Source organism: Malacoplasma iowae (assembly GCF_900660615.1).
In the GTDB taxonomy this organism is placed as follows: Bacteria; Bacillota_I; Bacilli_A; order Mycoplasmatales; family Mycoplasmoidaceae; genus Malacoplasma; species Malacoplasma iowae.
Genome location: NZ_LR215023.1, coordinates 1103829 through 1123070 on the forward strand (window position 1 = coordinate 1103829; position 19242 = coordinate 1123070).

Genomic DNA, 19242 nt, shown 5'->3' on the forward strand with positions numbered 1-19242 from the left:
ACATATACAAAGATTGTTTACATCATTATAACAAATTAAAAACATGTGAAAAGGTAGTTAAAATTTATAAGAAATTTTTAAAAATTAAACATTTTATTAACTTAAAATAGTAAATTTCGAAGAAAAGATAATAAGGTTTTAAATCTATATTTGCTTTAATTGTTATAATCAATAATAGTTTCTCTTTTTTTGAGGTAATTATGAAAAATATGTTTAGACATAGAATACAACATATGCCAGTGGCTGTTACAGGTTTATCATTAGGGATTGCTGGACTAGCTTCTGTTTTAGATACTATATTTCAACAATTTTATAGTTCAAATAATTTATGATGATGTTCAATCCCTCTTATAGCAATTTCATCATTTCTACTTTTATTAATGACAATAAGAAATTTTAGACACCCTAAAATATTAAAATTCGACTCAAGAGATACACTTTCTTCATCTTTGCTTCCAACATATAGTATGACATTAATGTGTATAGCTGAATTTATAGCAGGATGACAAAAAGGTTGTAGTGGTACCCCACCTTGTCAGGTTATTGGGGCAATAGTTATGTGTTTGTCTGTATTAATACAATTAATTTTTATTGTTTTATTTTTTAAAAATGTATTAATGAAATTTAAATGACACATTCATCCAGCTTATGGTTCATGACTTGTTCCAACTGTTGGAATTATTACTTCTTGTACTTTTGCTGGTAGATTTAATGAGAATATATTACCTATATGATTTTTTCAAGCGATATGATTTTTTGGTTTTATAACATTTGTTCCTTTGTTTATAGTTATTACTTATCAATTGTTATTTAAAACTAAAGCAGCGCAAGAAAAATATCCAAGTATTGCAGTGTATTTTGCTCCTCCAAATTTAGTACTTGCAGGTTTTATGCAAACATTTGCAATTCCAAGCCAAAACGCTAATATTGTTCCAGAAATTCAAGCTTTTGGCGGAAGCAACAGCACTTTTATATTTGTAATGTCTGTATTGTTAATAATGCTTGCTTTTACATACACGATAGTTCTATGATTTTTTGCAACAAGAATTTTTATAACACATAAATTTGCCTTTATTTTTGCATCATTTACATTCCCTTTGGCTATTGGTTCAGCTTCTATGTTATATGCATCAAACTATTTAAAAAAGCTTTATACAAATTCAAATCAATCATATTTACTTATTGTTTCAGATACTTTTAGATATATAGGATATATATTTTCAACAGTTGCTTTTATTTGTATAGTTTATATTGCAACAAGATTTTTTATAAAATTATTAAAAGATGTTTTTTCAAATAAAAACGATGATAAACATCATGTAGTTTATACAAAGGATCAAAAAAATGTTTAGAACAAAATATCAACAAAACTTTGTAAACAAAGTTTGTTTGAAATCTATACTAAGAAAGTCAAATATATATAAAAAAACAATGCATCTAAATACTTTAGATACAAATATGAACATAATGATAATTAAAACTAATAAAGAACTTTTAGAGCATGTTGCATCTAAAAAGCACTGAGATGATAATTTAGTTTTTTTGTGAAGAAAAAAGAAAGACATCAATACTTACTTATTTAAATCAGAAGTTGATATAGTGGTCTGTGACTCATATTTCAAAGTAATAAATCTAATTAGAAATGCAAAACCAAATAATAATTTCAATTTACCTAATAAAGCTTTTAATATTTGAATTGGAAAAATCGGAATGATAGATTTTTTTAAAATAGAGTTAAATGACTATCTTTCAACTCTTCCATTAGTTAAAAAATAATGTCAAAGTTTTTTATAAACTTTTAATAATTTTTGCAAATTACATAAAAGTATATTATGTGCAATATTTTAATAATATAAAAATTCTCAACTTTGAAATATAAGTTGAGTTTTTTTCTTTTATTTAATTAATTCATATTTTTCTATATTTTAAATTTTTCAAAAAAATAATTTGTTAAATACATCATTAATTTTGCGAAATTATTTAATGAAAAATGTAGTTTTTGATATTAGAGAATATCTTTTATTATGTAAGTGAATTACTTGAATTAACATCAATTGCAATTTCTTTTATTGTTTTATTGTTGTAAAAACAAGATTTTTAATATTTAATTTTTTACTATTTATCTAAATTTTTTGATTGAGTTTCATTTTATAAAAAAGAACTAAACCTAATAAATTAATTACATTTTAAAAACTTTAATTGTAGTTAATTTAATAAATCATTTTTTTGCATAAAGTTGATTCAAATATATAAAAACTTTGAACTAATTACCATTAAAATCTTTTTTTCATATTTTGCTTAAATTAAAAAAATGATTTTAATAAACACTGAAAATTTATATATAAACAATAAAAACAAATATTAGGTTTATAAATAAAAAAAGATCTCCATTAATGGAGATCTAAATTAATATTAATCAATGTTTTTTTCACATCTTTTGCAAAGTTCATTATTTGAACTCATTTGTTTTTTATCAAAGAAATTTCAACATCTTTCACATTTAGTATACTTAGGATTTTTAACCTTAATTAAATCATCACCTTTTGTTTTTTGATTAGATTCAAATTTTGCCACATTTAAATATTTAGCTAAAGTAGCATCATCAAACGGCATTTTTTCTACAGAAGAAATAGAAACTTCTGCTTCATTGTTTTTTGCAATAATATTTTCATTTCTTGCTTTTTCAAGTTCTGAATATACTTTATCTTTTAAATTAAAGAACTTGTTTCATTTATCTAAATCAACTCTTAATTTAGGTTCTAATTTATAATCTGCAAAATCCTCTAAATGAATTGATTTCTCTTTATTTTTCTTATCAAAAAAACTATAAGCTTCTTCACAAGTATGAGGAATAATTGGTGCAAGAGCTTTTAAATAGTTATCCAACAAAATATAAAGTACGCATTGAATTGCTACTCTTTTAGGATCATTTTCTGAATCACAATATAGAACATCTTTAATATAGTCAAAATATCAAGATGATAGTTCTGTTATGTTTTTATTAATTAATTTAATGATATTTTTATAATCATATTTATCATAATAATCATCAATTTTTTTGATGTCTTCATGTAATTTAGTTAAAACATATAAATCAGCTTCACTATATTGAACATCCCTAAATTTTTTGTAATCAAAACCATTTAAATTACCCAACATAAATTTGAATAAAGTATTTCTAATTCTTCTATAAGTTTCAGTTGATTGATTCAATATATCTTTAGATATTCTTACATCATCTAGAAAATCTGTACTTGCAACTCAAATTCTTAAAACATCAGCGCCAAATTCTTTACATACTTCCATTGGATCAATTCCATTACCAGCTGATTTTGACATTTTATTACCGTTTTGGTCTAAAACAAAACCATGAGTAAGTAATGTTTTATAAGGTGCTATTTTATTAACAGCAACACTTGTTATTAAAGATGAATTAAATCAACCTCTAAATTGGTCTTTACCTTCAAAATATAAATCTGCAGGATATGCTAATTTAAGAGCTTGTAATACTGTAAAACTTGTACCTGAGTCAAATCAAACATCCATAGTGTCATTTTCTTTAATGTATTTTTTAGATTTGTTATATTCTTCAGGTAAGAAATATTTTGCATCTTCTCTAAATCAAGCATTAACACCTTCATCATTTAGTATGTCAATTATATTGTTTAAAAGTTTAGTTTCTAAAATTGGTTGTTCATCCTTGTCATAAATTATAGGAATTGGAACACCTCAAATTCTTTGTCTACTAATACATCATTCTTGACGATTATTAATCATTTCTTTCATTTTTGAAATAATAGATGGATCAATAGATTTTACTTTATTTAAAGATTTAATTATGTCACTATTAATTTTAGAAATATTTACAAATCATTGTTTTGTAGCACGATATATTACTGGTTTTTTAGTTCTTCAATCATGTGCTGCAGCATGAACTATTTTTTCACTTAAAAGTAATTTTTCAGATTTTTTTAATCTTTCAATAATTATTGGATTAGTATCAATGTAGAATTTACCTACAAGTTCTTTATCTTTTACTTCTTCAGTAAATTTACCATAGTTATCAATTGGACAAAAAATTTTAATATTATATTTTTTACAAGCTAAATAATCATCGTGACCAAATCCAGGTGCATTATGAACTAGTCCAGTACCATCTTTTTCTGAAACATAATTAGCATTAATTACTATATTTTTTTTGTCATATAATGGGTGTTTATAGTGAATTTTTTCAATTTTTTTTCCATTAAATTCACTTAATATTTCATAATTTGATCATCCCAATTTTTCACTTATTTTTGGTAATAAAGAAGAACTTACAATATAAATTTTGTCATTCACTTTTACTCTTGCATAGTTTATTTTAGGATGTGCAGCAATTGCTAAATTTGATGGAAGAGTTCAAGGTGTTGTAGTTCATATTACTAAATTATCACCTTTACTAACAAAATCATTTTTTTCTTGAATTTCAATAGCAACATATATACTATCAGATTCAACATCCTTATAAATAATTTCAGCATCAGCTAAAGCTGTTTGACTTGATCAACTTCAATAAACAGGTTTAAGGTCTTGGAATATTAATTTTTTTTGAACCATTTTTAAGAAAACTTTTAATTGTCTTATTTCATAGTCTCTATCACAAGTTAAGTAAGTTTCTTTCATTGCAGACATAATTCCAAGTCTTGCAAATTGCTCACTTTGCTTGTACATATTTTCTATAGCAAAATTTTTACACTTACTTCTTTTTTCACTAATGCTCATTTTAGAGTAATCAGAACCCATTTTTTTACTAATTTCTTGCTCAATTGGTAAACCATGAGTATCTCATCCTGGAATGAATTTTGTGTAAAATCCTTTCATAGATTTATATCTTAAAATAAAATCTTTTATGATTTTATTTAGAGAGTGTCCTAAATGTAAATCACCATTTGCATATGGTGGTCCATCATGCAATATAAAAGGTTTATTAGATTTGTTTTTATCTAATATTTTCTTTTCTAAATAATCTTCTCTTCATTGTTTTTGAATACATGGCTCTTTTACATTTAAATTTGCTTTCATTTCAAAATTTGTAACAGGCATGCTCAATGTTCTCTTATAATCTCTCATAAAACACCCCTAAAAAATTAATATTGCATATCAATAAACAATTAAAACACAAAAATATAAAATATAATCATAATTAAAACAAAATGTATTAATTAATATTTTTGTGCTTTTTCACTTTAAATGGAGATATTTGAATAATGAATCAACCAACATCCAAAGAACAAAATTCAATAATAGAAAAATTAAAATCATATGACGATTTAACAAATTTTTACAAGCAAAGAAAATGATCAATTTACTTGTTTGTCATATTCTTAATTATCTTAATAATATATCTTATTGTTTGTGTTTATTTATCTCAAAAAATATTATGAATATTTGTTATAGTTCCAACTGTTTTGCTTTTCATTATTCCTATGTCATTTAATATAATAAGTGTTAATTTGTTAATAAATAAATTAAATTCAAAAATAAATGAAAATATAAATGAACTTTATCAAATCCTTAATGGTAAAAATTTAGACAAAAATTTAACAATAAAATTCAAGTTTAAAAAAAATAAAGAACTATATAAAAAAAGAACTATATTTATCAATCAACTATACTTTACTATGTCATCACAAGTTATAAATTATCTAAACAATATTTAAGGTTTGTTTAATTTCATTAATTTCTTTTAGTGTTATACCCAACATATTAAGTTTTTTAAATAATTGCTTGTGGTTACAATAAGAAATTTTTAAATATTGACATATTTTAAGTCTTTTTTCTTTGTTGTCTAAATCTAAAATTATATAATCAGATCATGAAATAGTATTAATGTCATTATCAAATTTTTTAATATTTTTAAAAGCTTCAATAATGCTTTCAACAGAAGCTTCTGCTATCCCTATTTTCTTTTTCTTGTTAAGAATATCTTTTTTACTAATAAAGCAATTATAAGATACTGGTATTTGTTGAATTAATATTTTTCTTATTTTTTCACCTGGTCCATCGGGATCTAAAAATAAAATAACACCTACATCATTGGCAATTTTTTTAATTTCTTCTATTTTGTTTTTTGTTAATGCAAGACCATTAGTTTCAATGGTTGAAACATCAAATATTGACTTTAATTTTGCAGAATCAGTTTTGCCTTCTACAATGACAACTTCTTTTATTTTTGGTTTGATGTTTGTGGACATCTTTTTGAAACCATATCTCAGTATTTATCGTATATTTTTGAAACTGATTTACTATGCATTTGAGCTGATATAATTTCAGCAAAGAATGTAGACAATGAAATAATATGAATTTTTGGATGATTAATTTTTAAATTTTCAACAATAGTGTCTGTTATATATAAATCAGTAATCACACCAGTCTCAATAGCGTCAATGAATTTTTCTATAGCATTATTTGAAAAAACACCATGTGTTGCAAGCACAGCAACACTTTTAGCTTTTTTATCTTTTAAAATAGCAGCAGATGATAAGATTGTACCTCCCGTATCAATCATGTCATCTATTAAAACACAATTTTGGTTTTCAACATCACCTAAGACATTACTAACTTCAACAACATTTGGTTTAGGTCTTCTTTTATCAATGATTGCCAATGGTACATTTATGTGTTCTGAAATATCTCTAGCTTTTTTAACAGCACCATAATCTGAAGCTACAATAGTAAAATCATTATTTTTTGTATTTTCTAAGTATTTATTTAATAAAATAGTTGTTGCTCTTAAAGTATCTACAGGGATATCAAAAAAACCTTGCGTTTGTTCAGAATGAATATCCATTAAAATAACTTTTGTAGCACCAGCTTTTTCTAAAAAACTTGCAACAAGTTTACAAGAAATCGGTTCTCTACCCTTAGCTTTTCTATCCTGTCTGGAATAGCCAAAATAAGGTATTATAACAGTAATAGAATTAGCTGATGCTCTTTTTAAAGCATCGATTCCTATTAACAATTCCATCAAATTATCATTAACTGGATTTGATGTTGATTGAATTAATAAACAATCACAATTTCTAACAGTTTCTTTACTTTTTATTAAAATTTCTCCATCTGCAAATCTTGATATTTGCATTTGCCCCAATTGTATTTTTGCCATTTTTGAAATTTCTTCTGCATAATGCAATCCATTAGAAAGTCCAAATACTATTCAGTTCTTCATATAAATTCCTATTAAATTAAATTTTTATATTATATTATAATTCTTATATTTTTTTAATTATCAAATTATTTGATTCAAAATGAGAAATTACAGCATTAAATAAAACATTTATTTCATCAATTGAAAGTGATTTATTTTTGTTTTCATTTAATATTTCAAATTCAATCGTATATGAATTTTTATTTTCTTCCATTTTGAACACATCTTTTAATTTTCAATTTTTAATCAATTTACATTGGTTTAATTTTTCAACCAATTCAATTGCTTTGTTATCTTCAACAACAAATGATAAAACACGAATAATTTTATTGATCACATTATCTTTACTTACTCTAAGATTTAAATCTATTTTTTTCTTATAAAAATCATCTAATCTTATTTCACAAAAATAAACATCTTCTTTACCAATTTTTTTATTTTTAATAAGCAATGGATTAACTTGTCCTATTATACCAATAGGTTTTTTTTCACTATTTAAAACTCTTATAGAATTATTTTTTAAATAAAGAGTTTTTAATTCCCCTAAATCTGTATCAAAACAAATTTCATAATTAAAGATTTTAAACATATCAAGTAATAATGATTTAAACAAGAAAATGTCATTAACAATAAATGATTTGTTAATATTATTTACTCTATAATTACCATAATTTACCAAACACAAATGTGTATGAACTTTATCATCATAATTTAGATTTTGAATTTCAAAAATAGGGATTAGTTCATTTTGATGATTAGCATTATATTCATAAACATCTATATGTTGTCCAATTAGAGAACTTCTTAGATATTCTCTATCTTTTGAAATTGGATTTATAACTTTTACATGTTTTTTTGAATTAAATAAATTAAATTTGTTGTTGAAATCAATAGAAGTTAAATTGTAAGTTTTTATTAAACTAAAACCTTTATCAATAAAGTAATTCTTAATTAACATAAGGTTATCGTATTCATAATTGTTAATTATTCTCACACCAGTATTATCAATTGGTGTATTCTCAAGTTTATTAACATTTATTTTCTTTAAAATTTCTTCTGCAACATCATTAATATTTTCAATATCTATTCTGTATGGTGGTGGCAAAATATAATTATCTTTTATAGAAAACTTCATATCTAATAAGATTTTTTTCAAACTAGCTATTGTATATTTAGCATTTAATATTTCATTAATTTTTTCTAGTTCAAACTTAATCTTATTTGGTTGAATATTCAATTTTGAAAATTTTATACCAACAAATTTTGTTTTACTTTTCGATAATAAATCAATTAATAATTCAAAAGTTTTGATTGTTATTCACAAAGGAATTTGTTTACTAAAAAGTGTAGAAGCATCTGTTTTTAAACCCATGTTCATTGATGTTTTTTTAATTGAAACATTATTAAAATTAGCCACTTCAAAAAGAGCTTTTTTTGTTGAATTATTAACACAAGTGTCTTTTAAACCAATTATTCCACCTACTCCAATTATTTTTTCATCAGACATAACAACCAAATCATTTTTGTTTAACTCATATTTGTTGTCATCTAAAGCAACAATATTTTTCTTTTTAGAAAAATTTTCAACAAAGATTGTTTTGCCAAGAGTGTTTTTATCATAACAATGTGTTGGATTGCCTCCAATAATCATTGCTAAATTACTTATATCTACTAATCAATTAATTGGTTTAATACCACTATTCATTAAATAACTTTTAACAACTCATGAAGATTCTTTTACTTCGACATCATCAAGTTCTATAGTTCCAAAAAAATCACAGTTATCAAGTTTACCAATAGTCATACTATTTTTTTTATATTTTGAAAAATCAAATGAAAAATCTAATTTGTTTTTAGGGTAGAAAATCAACATTAGATCATAACCTAAAGCTAAAATACCATTCAATTCATTTCTGTTAGATGGTAGTGATAAATCATATATGACATCATCAAGACCAATGTACTTAAAAACATCAGTATCATTTAATTTTGCATTGTCATCTAAAATAATAATTCCATTTTTGTCTTCATCACTTAAATATTCATCTCTAGTTGTTAATTCATTATAACCACACATCATTCCATTAGATTCAATACCAAGAATTTCTCTAGATGCTATTTTCATTCCATTTATCATTGTTGCGCCTTTTAAAGCAACAATAACTTTTTTATTTTCCTTAACGTTATTTGCACCAGTAACTATTATTGTTTCTTTATTGTTAACTAAAACAGTGCACACATTAAGTTTTTCTGATTTGGGGTGTTTTTCAATTTTAACAATTTTTCCAACTACTAAATTTTCAATTGGGTCAAATTTAGTTACACTTTCAACTTCTACACCAATTGCATTTAACATGTATTCAAGTTCATCATCATTTACACCTTTTAAAACAGGAAAAAAGGAATTCAATAATTTTTTAGATAATAACATTATCTTTTCCCCCTAAATTGTTTAATTAAATTAAAATCGTTCATATAAATATCACGTATATCTGAAATTCCATATTTAATCATTGCAATTCTATCTAATCCAAGACCTGCAGCTATAGCATTTAATTCAGGATTAACTTTTGCAGCTTTTAAAACATTTGGATGAAGCAATCCTGATCCAAGAATTTCAATTCACCCTGTTTTTTTACACACATTACATCCATCACCATTACACATAAAGCAAGAAATATCAACTTCCATTGAAGGTTCTGTGAAAGGAAAATAAGATAATCTATATCTGGTTTTTGTATCTTTATTAAATAAGTATTTCATTAATTCATTAATTAGCCATTTTAAATTTGAAATAGATAAACCTTTTTTAACTCAAACTAAATCAATTTGATTAAATTGATGCGAATGAGTTGCATCATCATCATCTTTTCTATAAACATTACCATAAGAAACAACTTTGATTTCTTGTTCAGATTTGTTTTTTTCTAAATACATAGATGTAACACTAGTACAATGAACTCTTAATAAAAGTTTTTCATTGATAAAAAAAGTATCAGATAAACTTCTTGCTGGATGATCATCTTTAAAATTTAATTTGTCAAAATTATAATCAACAGATGTAACTTCATTATCTGTTACTATATCAAAAGATAAATCTTTAAAAAATCTTAAAATATCATTTGCAACTAATTCAATTGGATTAAAGCTACCTGATTTCATATAATCACTTGGAAGCATTACATCATATTTTGACTTAATGTCATTTAGTGATGCATTTCTAATGAATTCTAGTTTTTCTTCAAATAAGTTATCTATTTTTGATTTAACATCATTTATTTTTTGTCCAATTTCTTTTTTAAGTTCAATTGGAGCACTTTTTAGTTGATCATAAAGTTTAGAAATATGATTTTTATTAAAAATATTTTTTGTATCAATTAACTCTTTTTCATTGTTAATGTTACTTATAATTAACTTAAATTCATCTATTAATTTATTGTAATTTTCCATAATTATCCTATTTTTGTACATATTAAATTTTATATATAAATTAGTTTTTTGATTAATGAATAATAAATTATTTAAAAAAATGTTATTAGACTCATCTTTAAAATTTAATAAAAGATTTTATCTAACAACAAATTTTAATAATGTATTTTTAAATATTTTCTAGCCATTTTGTATTCTTTATAATATTTTTCCACATTATTTCAAAATTCCTTTGAATGATTTGGATGAATCAAATGTGATAATTCGTGAATCAATAAATAATCAATTATGTTTTCTGGATATAAACAAATTCTTGGAGAAATATTAATTATTTTTTTATTATAAAAGCATTTGCCAAAACTAGTTTCAGCTCATTTAAATTTAAAGTCATTAAATGATAAACCCATGATTGTTGATCAATAATTAAGTTTTTTGAAAATAAAATCAGAATAATTTTTTGTCAAAAACTTTATAATGGTATTCTTTTTTGAAAAATTTTTTCTGACATATAAATTTAAACAGTCTGAATCAATTGAATATTTAAAATTACCAGTTATCTCAATTCAGTTTATTTGATATTTTTTTCCTAATAAATATATATAATTGTCTTGCAAATTAATCATTGAATTATTTTTTTTACTATTATAACTATTTAAAATTCAATTTGTGTTACTTGCAATAAAGTTGCTAATATCATTAGCATTAACAATAATTGGTGATCTTATAACTAATTCAAGTTTTTCATTAAAAGACATTGCCAATCTTTTATACTTTGTGGAAAATTTAACATTCACTTTAAATTCATTGTTATCTATTAATATACTTGATGAATATGTATTCATTAATAATTTTCCTGTTGCCTTTTAAAATTGATTTCATTTTTTTTAATGTAAAAATCAATTATATCTTGAGCAGTAAATCCAAATGTGTGAGCTAATTCAAATAAATGAACTATAAATTCTTTACAGTCATTTCTATTTTTAATTTTATTTGCGAGATTAATTAAATCTAAAACCTTTAATGTTAATTGATTATCATCATAAGTTACATCTTTAATTTCATATTCTGTTTCATCTAAACCAAAGTGCAAACTTATAGATAAAATAAAATGAAGGCAATCTACAAATTCATCACCAAGAACTTGTTTATCATAATCTTTTTTTAAACTTCAAAATTTAAAACATCTATTAACATTAATCATTTCGCATATTTCAACAATCAAAGCCAATCTTCTTTTTTCAAAAACTTCATTTTCATTTATATTGTGTTTTTTATGAATATTGTCATCCAATTCTTTTTGTAATTCTAAAATTTTTCCTATATCTATTTTCATAATTTCTCCACTATTATTAAAGTTATAAATTATTTTTATATTTTAAAAACAATAAATAACAAGACTCTAATGAGATTAAATGTGTTTTATCTTTGTTTTCAAAAATAATTTTCAATAAATTGTTTTTGTCTATTCATTTATTAGTACTTACAGATTCGAAAATAGTTCCATCGCCACTTGGTTTTTGTTGTTTGCAATTTGTTGCGTCAATTAAAAAATTATATACTTTTTCATTCATTTGTGTGGTTGAAATACAAATAGATGATTCGATAACATTGTTTTCATTTACTATAATTCCACCTTCTTCAAAAACTTCTCTAATTGCTGTTTTTATTGGTTTTTCATTTTCTTCAATAGAACCAGTTATTGGACAAGGATATAAATCAGATCATAATTTTTTTTCTAAAATTTCAGGCATTGGTTGATATCTTATTAAAAAGTAATATTTATCATTAATAATTTTAAACACCAAGCAAGCAACACTATTTATAGATCTTCTTTGAGCATATACAAACCCTTTTTCTGTTTGATATAAACTTAGATGATATGTTGAATAAAGTAATTTATTATTTTTCATTTATTTTATCTTCCAATATCTTCTTTATTTCTTTAAACACTTTATTCATATCATCATTAATCACTATATCTGAATATTTATCATAACTTGTTTGCTGTTTATTAACAATAATAAGTTTTTCACCTTCAAAGTAATTAATATAAAAAGACGCTGGGTATACAACCAAAGAACTTCCACAAATTATCAAAACATCTGCATTTGATATAGCATTTATTGCTTTACCTACTGTCTTTTCATCTAATGCTTCTTGATACAAAGTAACATCAGGTCTAATTATTCCAGTGCATGAACATAAAGGAACGCTTGGTTTGAATTTTAATATATCTTTTAAACTATATTTTTTAAAACATTTCATACAATGATAAGAAGAAGTTGTACCATGTATTTGAATAACATTTGATGAACCACCATGTTGGTGAAGATCATCAATGTTTTGGGTTACAACAATTACATTTTTATATTTTTCTAATCAAGCTATAAACTTATGAGTAAAATTAGGTTTTGCATTTGGGTAAACTAAATTATTAAAATAAAATTCATAAAATAGCTCAGTTTCATGTAAAAGAAAATCATGACTAACAATTGTTTCAGGACTTATTCCTTTGAATTTTTTGTCAAATAAACCATTACTACTTCTAAAATCTGGTATACCACTTGCTGTGGAAACACCAGCACCACCAAAGAAAACTATATTTTTGTTTTCATAAATTGCATTAGCAATTTTTTGTACTTTTAAATTACTCACAATTACTCCTCATAAAAAACTATTTTATATAAGTAAAAACAATAATTTTAAATTACTTTACATTTTGAATTATATAAATATAATAATAGTGCTCCCAATTTATTTTTGTTTTATTTCTTTATTCCGTTCAATTTATGGGGGCTAAAAAGAGGGTTTTACCCTCTTTTTATTTTCCATAAATTGAAATCTAATAACTTATTTTAAAGGTAAGTTTTGTGACTTCATTATCATCATATTTTAAATCAGTTAGATGAATTTCATCTTCCATAAAAATAGCAATATCATTTTTTGATAACAAAAAGTATTTAGCATAATCTGCAACACCTGTATACTCACAAGAATTAGTTTCTATCAATTCTGTTTTATTAGAATATGGTACATCGTTGTTATATGGATAAAAACCAATTGTTTCATTCCCTTCCAAAACAACATATAAAGTAATAGTCTTATTAAAACTTTTAAAAGTAAGATTCTCTATGTCTTGTCCAACAGATGTAGTTCTTTTAACATAAATATCTTTATTTTGACCAATTTGAGTTTCAGGTCTGTTAAATTCTGAAAACCCAACACTTGTCAATAAATTAATTAAGTAATCCAATAAACTATTTATTCCTTTATATTGTTTTAAATTTGCTATAGTTGTTAAAATCATTTTATCCACCAATTTTTTTTATTTCTTTTTTGATTTCTTCAAAATCTAATGATTCACCAATCTTTTTAGATCTTTGCAAATAAGTAACTTTATTATCTTTATCAACAATAAAAAATGCTCTATATATTAAATTAAAATACTTAATGTGTAACCCACAATTTTTTGCAAAATTATGAGTTTTATAATCTGATAATAAAAAAACGTTTTCATAGCTTTCATTATTGCATCATCTTTTAAATGCAAAAGGCAAATCCATACTTACATTTATTAATACAACATTATCTAATTTAGAAACCATTTTCATTAATTCTTTTGTTTGTAAGTCACAAACACCTGTATCAATTGACGGGAAAGTGGAAAACAATTTAATCTTGCCTTCAAAATCACTTAAAGATAAATCATTAAGAGTAAAATCACTCAAAGAAAAATCTTTTAATGTATCGCCCTCTTTTAATAAAACATTTTCAAACTCAAGAATTTCTTTTTTTATATCTCTCATGTTCCATCCCCCTTTTTTAACTTAATAAGTTGATTATATATTATTTAATATATTACTAATATTATTAAAAATTAAATTTTAAGAGATTGAGAAAAATATATTAAATTATTTAAACATCATAATAATATAATCTAATAACTAATATTGATTAATAATAAGTTTACAAATAAGGAGTTGAAATGAAATTTACAAAAATTACACCAAGGGGTTTATGTCAAGGTGTTGTTGACGCTTGAGTTGTATGTAAAAAAATTTCACACCAATTCCCAAACAAAAAAAAGTATTTAATAGGATGACTTGTACACAATGAACATATGATTAATGATCTTTCAAAAATGGGCATAATAACTTTAGGAGATAGAAATACAGACAGAAAAAAAATTATAGATCAAATTGATGATTCAGATAACCCAATAGTAATCTTTTCAGCTCATGGAACAGACAAATCAATAATAGAGTTAGCAAAACAAAAGGGGTTTATAGTTTATGATACTACCTGCTCTTATGTTACAAAAACACACAACATAATTATTGAAAAAATTAATGAAGGTAAAAAAATTCTTTTTATAGGTGTTAATAAACATCCAGAAACAGTTGCAATATTATCATTAAACCAAAACATATTTTTATTAGAAACTCCAGATGATATAAAAAATATTCCTTTTAATAAAAATGATGAAATTTTTGTTACAAACCAAACAACAATATCAATTCTTGATTTTTATGACATAGTTAAAGAACTAAAAAATAAATTTACCAATATAGAATTTAAAAATGATATATGTAATGCCACACTTGATAGACAGCAAGCTGTTATTAACATGGATAAAACAATTGATCTATTATTGGTTGTTGGTGATATTAATTCTAATAATTCAAAAAAACTTGTAACAATTGCAAAGTCAATGGGGGTTGAATCGTATCTAGTATCTGATTTAAAATCAATAAATAACAAATGATTTAATTCAAAAAAACATGTAGCAATAACTTCTGGGTGCTCAACACCAACTTGGGTTACAACAGAAATAATAAAACATCTTGATAAATACTTTGAAAAGGTAAAAAATAATGAATAAAAAAACTAATCTAAAATTTAAACTAACTATAAATAAATATAGAGATAAGATAGTAAAACAGTTAATATCTATTTACAAAACAAAAATATGAATAAGAAAACTTGCAATTTTTTTAGGAATAAGTTTTTTAGTTTTTTTATCATCATTTTTAATAAGAGATGCAATTCTTCAAAAAACATCTGCTTATGGTAGTTTCATTCCTGGATTTATTGATATAAAAGTAGTCGGAAATAATGGTGTAGCATTCAGCGCTTTTGAAAATGCATCTGTTTCTTTTGTTTATTTTATTCAAATTTTGCCAATTATAATTTCAATGTTTTTTTTGGTATTTACTAAATCTGCTTGATTTGATGTTGGTTTTTCTATGATTATAACTGGCGGAATGTCTAATGTAATAGATAGATCAATTGTTGATGTATATACACATAATATAGTACCAACAGAACAAACCATTAATGCTGTTGTTGATTATTTTTCTTTTAGTTTCATAAGTGGTTCAGCAATTTTTAATATGCCTGATGTTTATGTTCTTGCGGGTGTAATAATTGTATTAATTAAATTAATTGTTCAAACAATTATAGATTATTTACACTATGATAAAGAAAATAGCGAAAATAAAACATATGAAAACAATAAAGAAAAGATAATAGAAGAAAGAAGATAAATTTAATTATGAGACTAGATTTATATTTAAGTCAAACAAATAATATATCAAGAAAAGAATCTCAATCACTAATTAATAGTGGTTGTGTTTTTGTTAATGGAAAACAAATAACAAAAAACAACTTTCAAGTTTCAGAGCAAAGCAATGTTATAGTAGATAAAGAAAAGTTTATTGAACTTTCAAACAACAAAAAAGAATACAAAATAAAAGATGAATTAAAATCTTGGGATTATAAAATAGATGTTGTTTTTGAAGATGAATATTTAATGATTGTTAACAAATCTAGTGGGATAATAGTTCATCCAACATCATATGGTGAAGATAATACATTAGCTAATGCAATCAAATTTTATTTTGAAAAAAATAAAATTAAAAATGAGTTTAATGATTTAAGAAATGGTATTGTACACAGACTAGACAAAGATACTTCTGGTCTAATTATTGTTGCAAAAAATAAAAATACAGAATCATTACTTAAAGAAATGTTTGTTACCAATTCAATACATAGATATTACTTAGCTTTAATTAATGGACATTTAGATTCGAAAAAAATTGAAGTTCAAGCCCCACTAAAAAGAATAAAAAACACAAATAAAAGAGAAGTGTCAACAGATTATGACGCTGAAGATGCAATAACAATTTTTTATAAATTAGAAGATTTTAAAAATATATCTTTGGTTAGATGTGAATTAAAAACAGGAAAAACTCACCAAATAAGAGTTCATGCTAAATACATTAAACACAACATTGTTAATGATCCTGTTTATGGAAGTAATAAAAAAACAACAAGTTATGGACAATATCTTGTTGCTGATCAAATAAACTTTATACATCCTATAACAAAAAAACATATAGAAGTTAAAATAGATATGCCAAAAGAATTCACTGAATATATAAGAAAGTATGGAAAATAAATATGAAATTATTAATAGATGGCAGTTTAAATTATTTAGAACTTTTGTTAATAGATATTAATAATAAAATTGTTAGTACATTTTTTATTATGCAAAACAAAAATTTAACAGACATATTAGTTGATTCAGTAGATCAATTTTTGCAAAAAAATATGATTACAAAAAATATGATTAGTGAATTGTTAATAATTAATGGTCCTGGTTCTTTTACTTCAATTAAACTTGTGTCCATTTTTGCAAATACTTGGAAACAATTTTTTCCAACTGTTGTATTAAAACAGTTAAATACTTGCTTATGAAATTCAGCACCTAAAAAAACAATAAATATTTTGGATGCTAAATCTAATTTTTATTACGTGAATATTAATTTTGATTCAACAAACAAAAATAAAAAACATATAGTTAATCTTATTTCAAAAGACAAATTAAAATTATCTTTATATTCTGAAAAACTTTTAGTAAATTTTATTAAGGATATACAAAACCCTATTTTTAAATGAGAATTTAATAAAGATAATTTTATAAATGTTGATAGGATAATTCCAAATTATGTTAAACCTGCTGTGTAAGTGATCAATTGATGTAAATGATAAAGAATTGAAATTAATTTCAGAAATGGAAAACGATTATTTTAATTTGAATTCTTATTCATATGAAGAACTTTGTTATTTTAAAAATAATGAAAATTATAATTTAGTTTGTCTTTATCAAAAAAATGAGTTTGTTGGTTATGCAATTTTATTTATTACAGAAAGTGAAATAGAAATATATAAAATAGCAACAAAAAAAGAACACAGAAATAAAGGATTTGGTACATATTTGATAAATCAAATAAAATTAAAATATTCAAAATTAAAGATTTTTATTGAAGTTAATCAAAATAATAATGCATATTTTTTTTATTTAAAAAATGGTTTTGTTAAATACAAAACGAGGAAAAATTATTATCATGATGGTAGTGATGCTTTTTTAATGTTATTTAATCCAATTCTTTAATCACACAATCAATTATTTTTTTATTTTCTATTATTAACTCAGCATATGTTTTAGTTCTACTATGATTTCTAGGTAAATAAAGTGATCCTGGATTAATGCATAAAACATTAGAAATTAATTCACAATATTCAATATGAGTGTGACCACTTATTATGACATCAACATTTTTGTCACTATAGTGGTCAACCATTTTTTTATATCTATTACTATAGTCAAAAAAACTATCAAAATATTCTCCATGAAGCAAAACAAATTTTATTCCATCAATTTCAAAAAATAATTCTTTTTCACCCTCAAAATCATTGTTGCCAGCAACAACATAATCAACATATTTTTTAATTTCTGAATAACCAACACAAAAGTCACCAGCATGAATGACATAATCATATTTATTGTTATTAATAACTTTAGTTAAATTAGAAATATTACCATGTGTATCTGAAACTATAAGTATTTTCATAAAACCCCTTATAAAAATAAAAAAAATCTATCAATTTGATAGATTATATAAAAATAAAAGACTTTATTATATAATAAATGATTTTAGTCTGAATCAAATTTTTTCTAAAACCATAGTTGTGTAAGGAGCGCCTAACAATCTTTCTTCGTCGTATTTCACACCTAATTTAGTTGCTAGTTCCTCTAAAGATATGTCGTCATCAAAACCAATGATTTGTTTAGCCAATTTTAATGCATCTATTTCTGATAATTCTAAATTGTAACCATGTTGGTTATAAATTTTTTCTAGTAATGGATATGCAAAGTTGTCGCCATTAAAAGTAAATAAAATTGCATCTTGGAAAATAAAAGCTATATTCTCAAGAGCTGACATTTTGTCAATCCCTTCACTTTCAATTTTTTTATTAGTTATTCTATATTTTCTAATAATTCTTCCATTTAATTTTTTATCTGTAGCGATGAAAAAATTGTGTTTAGATTCCATTTCATTATTAACATAAACCCTAGCAGCAAAATAAAGAATTTCAGAATCCATTCCCTCTTCAGTGGTTTTGATATCAAATATCACAACTTTACGGTCTTTAAATAAATCCTTTAACATTTCTGACCCTCCTAATCATCGGTTAGAAATCAATATATCTTATATATTTTACAATATTTAATTATAATTTGTAAAAAAATAACCATAAATAGTTATTATATTATAAAA

Annotated in this window: 21 protein-coding genes; 8 read left to right on the forward strand and 13 right to left on the reverse strand. The window is 23.3% G+C overall.

Annotated elements, in window-relative coordinates; translation table 4 throughout:
• Window positions 1-200 precede the first annotated feature (200 nt).
• The gene (locus tag EXC57_RS04440; protein WP_129692691.1) at window positions 201-1352 is read left to right on the forward strand and encodes an SLAC1 family transporter; all 1152 of its coding nucleotides are present in this window, start codon (window positions 201-203) and stop codon (window positions 1350-1352) included.
• Window positions 1345-1776 carry a hypothetical protein gene (locus EXC57_RS04445; RefSeq protein ID WP_004024809.1) on the forward strand — a complete coding sequence of 144 codons (432 nt, stop codon included), beginning with the start codon at window positions 1345-1347 and terminating at the stop codon, window positions 1774-1776. Before EXC57_RS04440 ends, EXC57_RS04445 begins: the two co-directional genes overlap by 8 nt.
• A 636-nt stretch (window positions 1777-2412) precedes the next feature.
• Here EXC57_RS04445 and ileS read toward each other — a convergent pair.
• Window positions 2413-5112 carry an isoleucine--tRNA ligase gene (gene ileS, locus EXC57_RS04450; protein ID WP_129692692.1) on the reverse strand — a complete coding sequence of 900 codons (2700 nt, stop codon included), beginning with the start codon at window positions 5110-5112 and terminating at the stop codon, window positions 2413-2415.
• A 137-nt stretch (window positions 5113-5249) separates the two neighbouring features.
• On the opposite strand from ileS, the gene EXC57_RS04455 reads away from it, so the two are divergent.
• Window positions 5250-5702 (forward strand): hypothetical protein, encoded by a 453-nt coding sequence (locus EXC57_RS04455; RefSeq protein WP_004024811.1) that lies wholly within the window; start codon window positions 5250-5252, stop codon window positions 5700-5702.
• Here the strand turns inward: EXC57_RS04455 and rnmV are convergent.
• The 10 genes from rnmV to tpx form a co-directional block, all read right to left on the reverse strand.
• The gene (rnmV, locus tag EXC57_RS05195; protein ID WP_004024812.1) at window positions 5688-6236 is read right to left on the reverse strand and encodes a ribonuclease M5; all 549 of its coding nucleotides are present in this window, start codon (window positions 6234-6236) and stop codon (window positions 5688-5690) included. The two genes, EXC57_RS04455 and rnmV, sit on opposite strands and share 15 nt — an antisense overlap.
• On the reverse strand, window positions 6209-7210 hold the full coding sequence (locus tag EXC57_RS05200; protein WP_004024813.1) for a ribose-phosphate pyrophosphokinase: 1002 nt from the start codon (window positions 7208-7210) through the stop codon (window positions 6209-6211). The genes rnmV and EXC57_RS05200 overlap by 28 nt, the downstream gene beginning before the upstream one ends.
• A 43-nt stretch (window positions 7211-7253) precedes the next feature.
• Window positions 7254-9620 (reverse strand): phenylalanine--tRNA ligase subunit beta, encoded by a 2367-nt coding sequence (gene pheT / locus EXC57_RS04465; protein WP_129692693.1) that lies wholly within the window; start codon window positions 9618-9620, stop codon window positions 7254-7256.
• A complete protein-coding gene (gene pheS / locus EXC57_RS04470; protein WP_004024814.1) occupies window positions 9620-10639 on the reverse strand; it encodes a phenylalanine--tRNA ligase subunit alpha in 1020 nt (339 codons plus the stop codon). The genes pheT and pheS overlap by 1 nt, the downstream gene beginning before the upstream one ends.
• Before the next feature lie 134 nt (window positions 10640-10773).
• Entirely contained in the window at window positions 10774-11460 is a 687-nt protein-coding gene (locus EXC57_RS04475; protein WP_004024815.1) for a M48 family metallopeptidase, read from the reverse strand.
• Entirely contained in the window at window positions 11460-11951 is a 492-nt protein-coding gene (locus EXC57_RS04480) for a dUTP diphosphatase (RefSeq protein ID WP_004024816.1), read from the reverse strand. The genes EXC57_RS04475 and EXC57_RS04480 overlap by 1 nt, the downstream gene beginning before the upstream one ends.
• A 22-nt stretch (window positions 11952-11973) precedes the next feature.
• The gene (locus tag EXC57_RS04485; RefSeq protein ID WP_129692694.1) at window positions 11974-12528 is read right to left on the reverse strand and encodes an NUDIX domain-containing protein; all 555 of its coding nucleotides are present in this window, start codon (window positions 12526-12528) and stop codon (window positions 11974-11976) included.
• Complete coding sequence (locus tag EXC57_RS04490) at window positions 12518-13273, reverse strand: NAD-dependent protein deacylase (RefSeq protein WP_004024818.1); 756 nt, start codon at window positions 13271-13273, stop codon at window positions 12518-12520. Before EXC57_RS04490 ends, EXC57_RS04485 begins: the two co-directional genes overlap by 11 nt.
• Before the next feature lie 187 nt (window positions 13274-13460).
• Window positions 13461-13925, reverse strand: coding sequence for a YhcH/YjgK/YiaL family protein (locus EXC57_RS04495; RefSeq protein WP_004024735.1), 465 nt, complete (start codon window positions 13923-13925; stop codon window positions 13461-13463).
• Window position 13926: 1 nt separating this feature from the next.
• Window positions 13927-14424, reverse strand: a complete 498-nt coding sequence (tpx, locus tag EXC57_RS04500; RefSeq protein WP_004024736.1) for a thiol peroxidase — start codon at window positions 14422-14424, stop codon at window positions 13927-13929.
• 179 nt (window positions 14425-14603) lie between these two features.
• Here tpx and ispH point away from each other — a divergent pair, with 179 nt between their 5' ends.
• From ispH to EXC57_RS04525, 5 genes are read left to right on the forward strand one after another with little or no spacing between them, the layout of a single operon-like run.
• The gene (gene ispH / locus EXC57_RS04505; protein WP_004024737.1) at window positions 14604-15500 is read left to right on the forward strand and encodes a 4-hydroxy-3-methylbut-2-enyl diphosphate reductase; all 897 of its coding nucleotides are present in this window, start codon (window positions 14604-14606) and stop codon (window positions 15498-15500) included.
• On the forward strand, window positions 15493-16164 hold the full coding sequence (locus tag EXC57_RS04510) for a signal peptidase II (RefSeq protein WP_129692695.1): 672 nt from the start codon (window positions 15493-15495) through the stop codon (window positions 16162-16164). Before ispH ends, EXC57_RS04510 begins: the two co-directional genes overlap by 8 nt.
• An 8-nt stretch (window positions 16165-16172) precedes the next feature.
• Window positions 16173-17078: an RluA family pseudouridine synthase gene (locus EXC57_RS04515; RefSeq protein WP_004024739.1), complete on the forward strand. Its 906-nt coding sequence runs from the start codon at window positions 16173-16175 to the stop codon at window positions 17076-17078.
• A 2-nt stretch (window positions 17079-17080) separates the two neighbouring features.
• A complete protein-coding gene (locus EXC57_RS04520) occupies window positions 17081-17647 on the forward strand; it encodes a hypothetical protein (RefSeq protein ID WP_004024740.1) in 567 nt (188 codons plus the stop codon).
• Complete coding sequence (locus EXC57_RS04525; RefSeq protein WP_004024741.1) at window positions 17628-18074, forward strand: GNAT family N-acetyltransferase; 447 nt, start codon at window positions 17628-17630, stop codon at window positions 18072-18074. Before EXC57_RS04520 ends, EXC57_RS04525 begins: the two co-directional genes overlap by 20 nt.
• On the opposite strand, the gene EXC57_RS04530 is transcribed toward EXC57_RS04525, so the two are convergent.
• Entirely contained in the window at window positions 18058-18534 is a 477-nt protein-coding gene (locus EXC57_RS04530; protein ID WP_004024742.1) for a metallophosphoesterase family protein, read from the reverse strand. The genes EXC57_RS04525 and EXC57_RS04530 overlap by 17 nt on opposite strands.
• A 66-nt stretch (window positions 18535-18600) precedes the next feature.
• Complete coding sequence (locus EXC57_RS04535; protein ID WP_004024743.1) at window positions 18601-19134, reverse strand: ribonuclease H-like domain-containing protein; 534 nt, start codon at window positions 19132-19134, stop codon at window positions 18601-18603.
• Window positions 19135-19242 lie beyond the last annotated feature (108 nt).